The sequence below is a fragment of the Bradyrhizobium sp. SHOUNA76 genome, assembly GCF_023006445.1.
In the GTDB taxonomy this organism is placed as follows: Bacteria; Pseudomonadota; Alphaproteobacteria; order Rhizobiales; family Xanthobacteraceae; genus Bradyrhizobium.
Genome location: NZ_JALBHA010000311.1, coordinates 1 through 7817, shown reverse-complemented (window position 1 = coordinate 7817; position 7817 = coordinate 1). Strand labels below are relative to the sequence as shown.

Genomic DNA, 7817 nt, shown 5'->3' with positions numbered 1-7817 from the left:
CGTTGACCGGCGGACCGACTGCGCGGCTCCGACAGGCGCGGGCCATCGCCGGACTGCGGCACTAAGCGTTGGTCGTTCCCATCCTCTGCAGGCCACGCGGCCTCCTGCCGCTCCGCCTCCTGCGGCCAGGATCGTCGCTTCCGGGCACCCGCTACTGTCATCCGCCGCGCCATTTCTCCCGCCGAACCCGCCAGCCTCGTACTCACAAAGACTAATATATATCGTAATCCGATATGTTTTCACGTGATAATTTTCGTCGTTCGACCAAAGGCGAAATTGACAGAAGGTGTTCACAAGCAATGTTTACGTCCAGGAGCTACACGCGGATGTGACGTGCCCGGTGCAGGCAGGCCCTCGAGGCCGGCTGCCGCCGGACAGGTCGTGTTGTGCCTGCAAACAAGAACGACATTCGGAGGAAACGATCATGACTGACGATCTCGTCCGCCGCGGCCTCTCGCGCCGCGGCTTGCTCCAGACCACCGCGGGTCTCATCGGCGGCTCGGTGCTGCCGGCGATGCCGGCCTTTGCCGAAGACAAGCCGATCGGCACGTATCCCGCGGGCGTTTCGGGCTCCACCGCCTTCATCGGCATCTCGGTGCCGCGCACGGGAACCTATGCCGTTCAGGGCGAGGACGAGCTCAAGGGCTATCAACTCGCGATCGAGCACATCAACAGCGGTCACGACCTGATCAAGAAGATCTCGCCGAAGACCAGCAAGGGCGTGCTCGGCAAGGAGCTCAAGTTTGGCGTCGCGGATTCCGCGGCCAAACCGAACGAGGCGGTGCAGGCGCAGCAACGCTTCATCAGCGAGAACAAGGCGATCATGATCACCGGCGGCACGTCCAGCGCGGTCGCGGTCGCGCTCAACAAGCTCGCCCAGCGCGAGAAGGTGATCTTCGTGTGCGGCATCTCGGGCTCGAACGACACCACCGGCAAGGACTGCGTCCGCTACGGCTTCCGTCAGAACTTCTTCGGCCAGACCGCCGCGGCGGCGATCGGCCCCGTCATGGTCAAGGAATTCGGCAAGGGCAAGAAGGCCGCGTACCTCACGCCGGACTACACCTACGGTCACACCGTCACCAAGTCGATGCAGGACTTCCTTGCGACCGCCGGCTGGACCACCGTGACCAACCAGGTTGCGCCGCTCGGTGCGCCCGACTACTCCTCGTATCTTCTGAACGTCGCGAATTCCGGCGCCGACGTGCTGATCAATGTCAACTGGGGCCACGACGCGGTGCTGTCGACCCAGCAGGCCAAGCAATTCGGCGTCCTCGACAAGATGAAGCTGGTGGTCCCGTATCAGGTGCCGTTCATCGCGCGCGAGACCGGCGGCTTGATGCAGGGTGTCTACGCCGCCACCGACTATTGGTGGACGATCGAGGACAAATTCCCGCTGGCCAAGATGTTCAACGAGGCCTTCGAGAAGAAGTACGGCTACAAGCCGGAATGGGGCGCCGAGAATGCTTATGTCAGCTTCGCGCACTGGGCCCGCATGTGCGAGCAGGCCGGCAGCTTCAACCCGCCCGATGTGATCAAGGCCTATGAGAAGGGCGAGACGATCCCCTCGCTCGTCGGCGACGTGCATTACCGTCCCGAAGACCATCAATGCATCCGTCCCGTCCTGATCGTGAAGGGCAAGATGCAGAAGGACATGAAGAACAAGGAAGACTGGTACGACGTGGTCGAGGTCGTCCCCGGTGAAGGCCTGATGCAGAAGCCGGACGCCTTCGGCTGCCATCCCGGCGACTACAGCTGAGCCCGCTCTAACCCTTGTGACGCCGCGGGCTGCCCTCTGCTCCTGCGGCGTCACCTTTTTGACGCGCCGCGGCGCGTCGCAACAGTGACCCGTCATGATCAGTTGGCCCAACCTCGTTTCGCAGCTCTTCAACGGGCTGGCGCTCGGCGCACTGCTCGCGCTGATCAGCTCCGGTCTGACCATCATCTACGGCACGCTCGGCGTGCTCAACCTCGCGCACGGCGCGATGTTCATGATCGGCGGCTATGCCGGCTTCGTCGCCTACCAGTATACGGAATCGTTCGTCCTCGCCGTCATCGCGGGGTCGCTGTTCGTGATGCTGCTCGGCGTGCTCATGGAGCGCGTCATCATCCGCCATTTCTATCATCGCCCGCACGAGGATCAGTTGCTGGTGACCTTCGGGCTCGGCATCTGTTTCGTCGAGCTCGTGCGCCTGATCTTCTCGAGCCAGTCGCAGCTGGTGCCGCCGCCGGCGTTGTTCCAGGGCATCACCAATCTCGGCTTCATGTTCTATCCGACCTATCGCCTCGCCGTGGTCGGCATCGTCGCGGTCGCGCTCGGCGCGCTGTTCATCATCCTCTACCGGACCCGGCTCGGCATGATCGTGCGCGCCGGCATCGAGGACTCGGTGATGGTCGATTCGCTCGGCATCAACGTCTACCGCGTCTTCATGGTCGTGTTCGGCATCGGTGCGATGGCCGCCGGCTTTGCCGGCATCATCAACGCGCCGGTGGTCTCGCTGACACCGGGCATCGGTGACGACATCCTGGTCCAGACCTTCGTGGTGGTAGTGATCGGCGGCGTCGGCTCGTTCCCCGGCGCGATCCTCGGCGGACTGATCGCCGGCGAGATCATCAGCGTCACCTCCATGTTCAACCCCGGCTACGCCTATGTGATGCTGTTTGCGGTCATGACGCTCGTACTCGTGGTGCGACCGCATGGCCTGCTCGGCGTCCAGGGCCGCGAGTAAGTAATTTCGTGATGCTCAAGCAACGCCCATTCCTGATCGAGACGCTGACGGCCATCGGCCTGATCGTGGCTCCCTTTGTGCTGCCCCATCTCGGCTTCGCGCCGAACACCGTGAACCGGATCCTGGTCTGGGGCCTGTTCGGGCTCGGCTTCGACATCCTGTTCGGCTTCACGGGGTTGTTGTCGTTCGGCCAATCCGCCTTCTATGGCACCGGCGGCTTCGTCGCGGCCTATCTCCTGACGCGCGCCGGCTTCGGCAACGTGCTGGGTGCGCTGATCATCGGCATGATCGCGGCCGCCGCGACCGGCTACCTCGTCGGCCTGATCGCGCTGCGCCGGACCGGCATCTATTTCGCCATGATCACCGTGGCGATCGCACAGGTGTTCTTCTTCGTCGAGTTCAATCCGCTCTCGGATTTCACCGGCGGCGAGAACGGCCTGCCCGGCGTGCCGACGCCGAGCTTCAATCTCGGCTTCACCACCATCCACTTCACCAATGGCTGGTCGCTCTATCAGTTCATCGCGCTGTGCTACCTTGTCGGCGTCATCATCGCGCTCAGGATCGTACGCTCGCCGGTCGGGGCGATCTTGAGCGCGATCCGGGACAATCCGCTGCGCGCCACGGCGGTCGGCCACAACATCCACGGCTACAAGCTGACTGCTTTCGTGATCGCAGCCGCCTACGCGGGGTTTGCCGGCGGCCTGCTTGGTGTGCTCCAGGCCTTCATGCCGCCCGACGCGTTCACCTTCGAGACCTCCGGCCAGCTGGTGATGCAGACCGCGATCGGCGGCAGGGGCACGCTGTTCGGGCCGCTGGTCGGTGCGGCGGTCTGGCTCTTCCTGCAGGATTTCCTGCAGGCCGCGCTCGGGCTCGGAGCGGCCTGGAAGCTGGTGCTCGGTGTCGTGTTCGTGCTGCTGGTCTGCTTCCTGCGCGGCGGCATCGTCGGAGGCATTGCAGATCTCTATCGCCTCGCCTCCGGCAAGCGTAAGCGGACGGAAGCAGAGACTGAACAGGAGGCTGCGGACGCCGCGGCGACACAGCAATCCGCACCAGCGCCGATGCAGGCCAAGGAGGTCGAGCATCCCGCCTATTCCGGACCGATCCTGAAGGCCACCGGCCTCACCAAGCGCTATGGCGGCCTCGTTGCCAACAGCGACATCGATTTCAGCGTCAATCAGGGTGAACTGCGCGGCATCATCGGCCCCAACGGCGCCGGCAAGTCGACCTTCTTCAAGATGCTGACCTGCGAGATCGCGCCGACATCGGGCCAGATTGTGTTCGAGGGCCGCGACATCACGGGATTGAAGGTCACCGAGGTTTGCCAGCTCGGGCTCACCAAGAGCTACCAGGTCAACCAGCTCTTCACTGGCCTTACCGTTCGCCAGAACCTGACGATCGCCGCGCTGGCCGAGCTGCGCGGGAAGTTCCGGCTCGATCTGTTCCGCAAGCTCTCCGGCGTCAAGGGCCTGACGGAGCAAGTCGAGCACACGCTGGCACTGGTCAACCTGACCCGCCGCGCCGACACGCCCGTGTCCGAACTGGCCTATGGCGAGAAACGCAGGCTGGAGATCGGGCTTGCGCTCGCGACCTCACCGCGCCTCTTGCTGCTCGACGAGCCGCTCGCCGGCATGAGCCCGCGCGAGCGCGTCGAGACCGTCAAGCTGCTCAAGTCGATCGCGCGCGGGCGCACCATGATCATCATCGACCACGACATGGACTCCCTGTTCGAGCTGGCCGAGCGCGTCACCGTGCTTCAGGAAGGCCGCGTGCTGGTCTCCGGCACGCCCGAAGAAATCAAGACCAACGCCGCGGTGCAGGAAGCCTATCTCGGCGGCGTTCACGGAGAGATCGCCGCATGAGCCTGATCGAGGTCAACGGCCTGAACAGCTATTACGGGGACTCCCACATCCTGTTCGACGTCGCCATGCGCGTCGAGCGCCACGAGGTGGTGGCACTGCTCGGCCGCAACGGCGCCGGCAAGAGCACCACCCTGAAGAGCCTGATGGGCGTCGTAACCCCGCGCAGCGGCAGCGTGAAATTCGACGGCATCGACATCGCCGGACGCAGGAGCCACAAGATCGCGCTGGCCGGCATGCAGCTCGTGCACGAGGAGCGCCGCATCTTCGGCAGCCTGTCGGTGGAGGAGAACATCACCCTTGCAGGGATCACCGCACCGAAACGATGGCCGCTCGGCCGCATCTACGAGATGTTTCCCCGGCTGAAGGAGCGTCGTAACAACCGCGGCACCGAGCTCTCCGGCGGCGAGCAGCAGATGCTCGCGATCGCGCGGGCGCTGGTGCGCGATCCCAAAATCGTGCTGCTGGACGAGCCGTTCGAGGGCCTTGCGCCTGTGATCGTCCAGGATCTCGTCAAGGCCTGCCGCGAGCTGGCGGCCGCCGGCCAGACCATCGTGCTGGTGGAGCAGAATCTGGCGGCGACGCTGGCGCTGGCGAGCCGGATCTACATCATCAACAACGGCCACATCGTGCATGAGGGGCCGGCGCTGGAGCTGAAGGCCCAGCCGGAACTGCTGCAGCGCTATCTCGGCGTTTGATCAGCCAGCAAGCGCCGCGGCCATCCGTTTGGCGTGGTCGGCGAGCACGGCCATGTCTTCCTTGCGCGTCTGCGCCGGCAATAGCTCGATGCCGGACCTGACCGGCATGACGTGCATGTGCAGGTGAAGGACCACCTGCCCGCTGGCTGGTTCGCTGAACTGCTGCAGGATGATGCCCTCGGCATCGAACGCCCTCATCGCCGCAATCGCGATCCGCTTGGCGGTTCTCGCGACTGCGGCGAGATCGTCATCGGCGATATCCAGGATGCCGCGCGCCGGCGCGCGGGGAATGACCAGCGTGTGTCCGGGCGAGCGCGGCATGATGTCGAGGAAGGCGAAGCTGCGATCGTCCCTGAAGACCTCGAAGCAGGGAATCTCGCCGCGCAGGATCTTTGCGAAGACGTTCTGGTCGTCATAGGCCGTCACGGATCCCCCTCCCTCGCTGCGAAGCGCGATCAAACGCGCTCGTTTCCGTTGACGCAAGCAAGCCTGCCGATCTATCCACGATGCTGGGCAGGATGGTTCCATTGACGACAGGCTTCGATCCGGGAAACAGCATAGAGAGTGCGCGGCGCGCCCTCACCGCGCGGCTGCAATCGGCCGGCATCGAGGAACCCGCGCTTGATGCGCGCCTGCTCGTCGGCGCTGCCCTGGAGCTCGATCTGACCGGCCTGATGACGCAGGCGGCACGACAACTCACGCCTGGGGAGACCGCGCGCCTCGAACGATACGCCGAGCGCCGGCTGGCACATGAGCCGGTCGCCCGCATTCTCGGCGCGCGGGATTTCTGGGGCATGCCGTTCCGGCTGTCCGAGGCGACGCTGGTGCCACGGCCGGACACCGAGACCGTTGTCGAGCTGGCGCTCGAGATTTTTCGCGAGCTCACGATATCGGGACAACGCCCGCGAATCGCGGATATCGGTGTCGGATCAGGCGCCATCCTGCTCGCGCTGCTGCACGAAATTCCCGACGCGTTTGGCGTCGGCACCGATGTTAGCCTGACGGCGCTCAATACGGCACGCGACAATGCGGCCGCTCTCGGCCTCACCGGCCGCGCCGGCTTCGTCGCCTGCTCCTACGCGTCGGCACTGGGCGGCCCGTTCGACCTCATCGTGTCGAACCCGCCCTATATCCCCTCGGCCGAAATTCCGACATTGAGCATCGAGGTGCGCGAGCACGATCCGCATTTGGCGCTCGACGGCGGCAATGACGGCTATGACGCCTACCGCGCCCTGATCCCGCAGGCGAGCGAGCGTCTCGCCCCCGGCGGAGCGCTGATCGTCGAGGCTGGCCAGGGCCAGGCGAGAAATATTGAAACCCTTATGGCGGCTGCGGGGTTAATGGTGGGCAGGCCACCCAAGGCCGACCTGGCGGGCATTCCGCGGGCCGTTTCGGCCCGAAAAATGCCTCCATAAAAGCCGGATTGGCCTGCAAAAAGCTCTTGGAATATCCCTTGGGAACGACTACGTTCCGGTCAACACATCGGTGCCGGCCCCGTAGACCTACGGGCGAAAGCCGGGCTCTCGGGCGAGAGCTTTACTGATATAGGTTCCAAGCCGCAGGTCCTGTGAAGCGCGATAGCCAGTGGAGCTACGCTGCTCTCCGACCGCAAAGTGAACGAAAGCCTGATATTGCGCTTGAAGACTTACGCGAGAAAGCTGGGCTTGTTTCGGCAGGCGAAATGAATGGGTTCGCTGGCGATCAATGCTGGCGGGTGGGGAAACGCGTCTTGTTGAGCGCGACGGTCGACGAACATCGGCAGGGATCAATCCGCTTGCGCGCGGTGCGCGTGAGCGATGTGAACCGCTGTCACCAGGTCACTCCTAGCAATCAGTAATGCGTGCAACCTTTAGGGCTGGAATTAAAGGCAGGACATGAGAAACGGTCAGAACAAGCAGCGGATGCGCAACCGCAACAACAACAATAACAACAACAACCGGCGCAGCCAGAACCCGATGACCCGGGTCTACGAGTCCAACGGACCCGACATCAAGATCCGCGGCACCGCCTCGCACATCGCTGAAAAGTATCTCCAGCTCGCGCGCGACGCGCGCTCCTCCGGCGATCCCGTTGCGGCCGAGAACTACTACCAGCATGCCGAGCATTATTTCCGCCTGATCGCGGCGGCCCAGGAGCAGTTCCGCCAGAACCAGCAGCCGCGCGGTGACGAGCCGGTCAGCAGCAATAGCGACGACGGCGAAGACGACGGCGAGAATTTCTCGAATTTCGGCCAGGAGCCGGGCTTCGTCCCGCAGCCGCCGCAGCAATCTTTCGTGCGCGAGCGCGACGGCCAGCGCGATCATCACCAGCGTGATCATCAGCAACGCGACAACCAGCAGCCCTTTCAGCGTGACAACCAGCAGCCGCGCGAGCACCGCGAGCGCGACCATCGTCCGCAGCCGCAATATCAGCCGCAGCCGCTACCCGCGAACCAGCCGCAGCCCGTCATCGCCGATGCCGGCAGCGTCGATCGCCTGCCGTCCTTCATCACCGGCGCGCAGCCGCAAGTGAATGCCGGCGCGAATGGCGGCCAAGCC

7 protein-coding genes are annotated in these 7817 nt (G+C 64.3%); 6 read left to right on the top strand and 1 reads right to left on the bottom strand.

Annotation, left to right across the window (positions count from 1 at the left end; translation table 11 throughout):
• Positions 1 to 424: 424 nt before the first annotated feature.
• From MOV74_RS25565 to MOV74_RS25550, 4 genes are all read left to right on the top strand, one after another.
• Entirely contained in the window at positions 425 to 1756 is a 1332-nt protein-coding gene (locus MOV74_RS25565) for a substrate-binding protein (protein ID WP_246929049.1), read from the top strand.
• Positions 1757 to 1850: 94 nt separating this feature from the next.
• The gene (locus MOV74_RS25560) at positions 1851 to 2726 is read left to right on the top strand and encodes a branched-chain amino acid ABC transporter permease (RefSeq protein ID WP_246929047.1); all 876 of its coding nucleotides are present in this window, start codon (positions 1851 to 1853) and stop codon (positions 2724 to 2726) included.
• 11 nt (positions 2727 to 2737) lie between these two features.
• Positions 2738 to 4585, top strand: a complete 1848-nt coding sequence (locus tag MOV74_RS25555) for an ABC transporter permease subunit (RefSeq protein WP_246929045.1) — start codon at positions 2738 to 2740, stop codon at positions 4583 to 4585.
• On the top strand, positions 4582 to 5280 hold the full coding sequence (locus MOV74_RS25550) for an ABC transporter ATP-binding protein (RefSeq protein ID WP_246929043.1): 699 nt from the start codon (positions 4582 to 4584) through the stop codon (positions 5278 to 5280). Before MOV74_RS25555 ends, MOV74_RS25550 begins: the two co-directional genes overlap by 4 nt.
• Here the strand turns inward: MOV74_RS25550 and MOV74_RS25545 are convergent, their stop codons facing one another.
• Positions 5281 to 5706: an HIT family protein gene (locus MOV74_RS25545; protein ID WP_246929041.1), complete on the bottom strand. Its 426-nt coding sequence runs from the start codon at positions 5704 to 5706 to the stop codon at positions 5281 to 5283.
• A gap of 92 nt (positions 5707 to 5798) precedes the next feature.
• Here MOV74_RS25545 and prmC point away from each other — a divergent pair, with 92 nt between their 5' ends.
• A complete protein-coding gene (gene prmC, locus MOV74_RS25540) occupies positions 5799 to 6695 on the top strand; it encodes a peptide chain release factor N(5)-glutamine methyltransferase (RefSeq protein WP_246929032.1) in 897 nt (298 codons plus the stop codon).
• A 459-nt stretch (positions 6696 to 7154) separates the two neighbouring features.
• Positions 7155 to 7817 (top strand): DUF4167 domain-containing protein (locus tag MOV74_RS25535; protein ID WP_246929030.1); only part of this gene is annotated, 663 nt, incomplete at its 3' end.

Bases quoted from the DNA above. Each gene is read 5' to 3' on its own strand.
- MOV74_RS25565 (WP_246929049.1), top strand. From the start codon at position 425: ATGACTGACGATCTCGTCCGCCGCGGCCTCTCGCGCCGCGGCTTGCTC.
- MOV74_RS25560 (WP_246929047.1), top strand. From the start codon at position 1,851: ATGATCAGTTGGCCCAACCTCGTTTCGCAGCTCTTCAACGGGCTGGCG.
- MOV74_RS25550 (WP_246929043.1), top strand. From the start codon at position 4,582: ATGAGCCTGATCGAGGTCAACGGCCTGAACAGCTATTACGGGGACTCC.
- MOV74_RS25555 (WP_246929045.1), top strand. From the start codon at position 2,738: ATGCTCAAGCAACGCCCATTCCTGATCGAGACGCTGACGGCCATCGGC.
- prmC (WP_246929032.1), top strand. From the start codon at position 5,799: ATGGTTCCATTGACGACAGGCTTCGATCCGGGAAACAGCATAGAGAGT.